Origin of the sequence: Leucobacter sp. M11, from assembly GCF_035726885.1 — a bacterium.
GTDB lineage: Bacteria > Actinomycetota > Actinomycetes > Actinomycetales > Microbacteriaceae > JAPFRB01.
In genome coordinates this window covers 729,274-730,703 of record NZ_JAPFRB010000003.1, presented here as the reverse complement: position 1 = coordinate 730,703, position 1,430 = coordinate 729,274, and the positions used below count along the sequence as shown (strand labels likewise).

Below are 1,430 nucleotides of genomic sequence, written 5' to 3'. Positions count from 1 at the left end.
ATCGTTCTCGGCGCCTTCGGCCAGGCCGGGCAGCGGTGCTCCGCCACCAGCCGAGTGGTCGTTGACCGGGCTGTGCGAGAGCCACTCATCGAACGGCTGCTGCACCGGGTGGGTGCCCTCCGGCTGGGCGACCCCGCGGCGGCGGGTACGACGCTGGGGCCCGTCGTCAACGAGGCCCGACTCAACGCCTGCGTCGAAGCCGTCGGGCGGGCCACCGGGGACGGGGCGACAATCCGCACCGGCGGGGCCCGTTCATCCGCAGCGGAACACGCGCACGGCTGGTTCGTGGAGCCTACGATCCTGACCGATGTGGCGTGGGACTCCGAGCTCGCCACGGAAGAGATCTTTGGGCCGGTGCTCGCGGTCATCGACGCGGACGGCTACGAGGATGCCATGCGGATCGCGAACTCCGTGAAATACGGCATGTCCGGCACGATCTTCACGAGCTCGATGCCGCTCGCGCACCGGGCGTTGCGGGAGTTCCAAGCCGGGATGCTGCACGTGAACCGCCCCGGAGTCGGTGCCTGGCCGCACATGCCGCACATGGGCGCGAAGCTCTCGCAGTACGGCTCCCCCGAGTGCTCCGACGAGACCTGGGAGTTTTACACCGAGTGGCGCAGCGCCTGCATCAACCTGGCCGGCTGAGCGGGCCGGGACGTCTCGATAGGTTATGGGCATGGACCTCAGTATTCAGCGTTTGCGTGTCTTCGTCACCGTTGCCGACGCAGGGAGCATTTCCGCCGCAGCCCGCAAGCTGTTCCTCAGCCAGCCCGCCGTGTCGGCTCACGTGCGCGCCCTCGAGACGTCCCTGTCCGCCCAGCTGCTCGAACGCATGCCGACCGGCACCGTCCTCACTCCGGCGGGATACGCTCTCCGGGATCGCGCGCGCGAGATGTTCGCCATTATGGATCGGGTGGATGCCGAGGTGCAGCACGCACAGGGCATCGCTGACCGGAACCTGGTCCTCGCCGGCACGTCGACCCTGGGAGCGTATCTCCTCCCAAAGCTCCTGGCCCGGTTCCAACACGAGCATCCGACGCTTCGAACGGAGCTGCGGGTCGGCAATGCCGAGCAGGTGCTCCAGTGGGTGCTCGACCGGGAGGTCAGCTTCGGGCTGTTCGCGGGCCCGGTCACCGATGAGCAGTTGGAGATCACTCCCCTCTTCGAGGACCCCCTGGTGCTCGTGGGCTGGCGCGGGCATCCGCTCTCCGGCCGACTGGTGGAGCCGCATCTCCTTCGACAGGAACGGTTCATTCTTCGAGAGATCGGTTCTGCGACCCGGACCGAGCAGGATCTTTCTTTGGAGGCCTGGGGGGTGCCCGCGCACCTGACCTGGACGATGTGGAGCCCCGAGGCCGCTCGCGAGTCGGTCCGCGCCGGGCTGGGGCTGTCCCTGCTCTCGGAGCACGTCGTTGAGGAGGACCTGCGCA

General features: G+C 68.3%; 2 protein-coding genes. Both read left to right on the top strand.

All coding sequences use genetic code 11. The features are described 5' to 3' along the window. The coding region (locus OOT08_RS11900) for an aldehyde dehydrogenase family protein (RefSeq protein ID WP_325092862.1) at window positions 1-645 on the top strand (645 nt) is incomplete at its 5' end. Between the two features lie 31 nt (window positions 646-676). After that, window positions 677-1,430, top strand: a 754-nt coding sequence (locus tag OOT08_RS11895) for a LysR family transcriptional regulator (RefSeq protein ID WP_325092860.1), incomplete at its 3' end; no start/stop codon positions are given.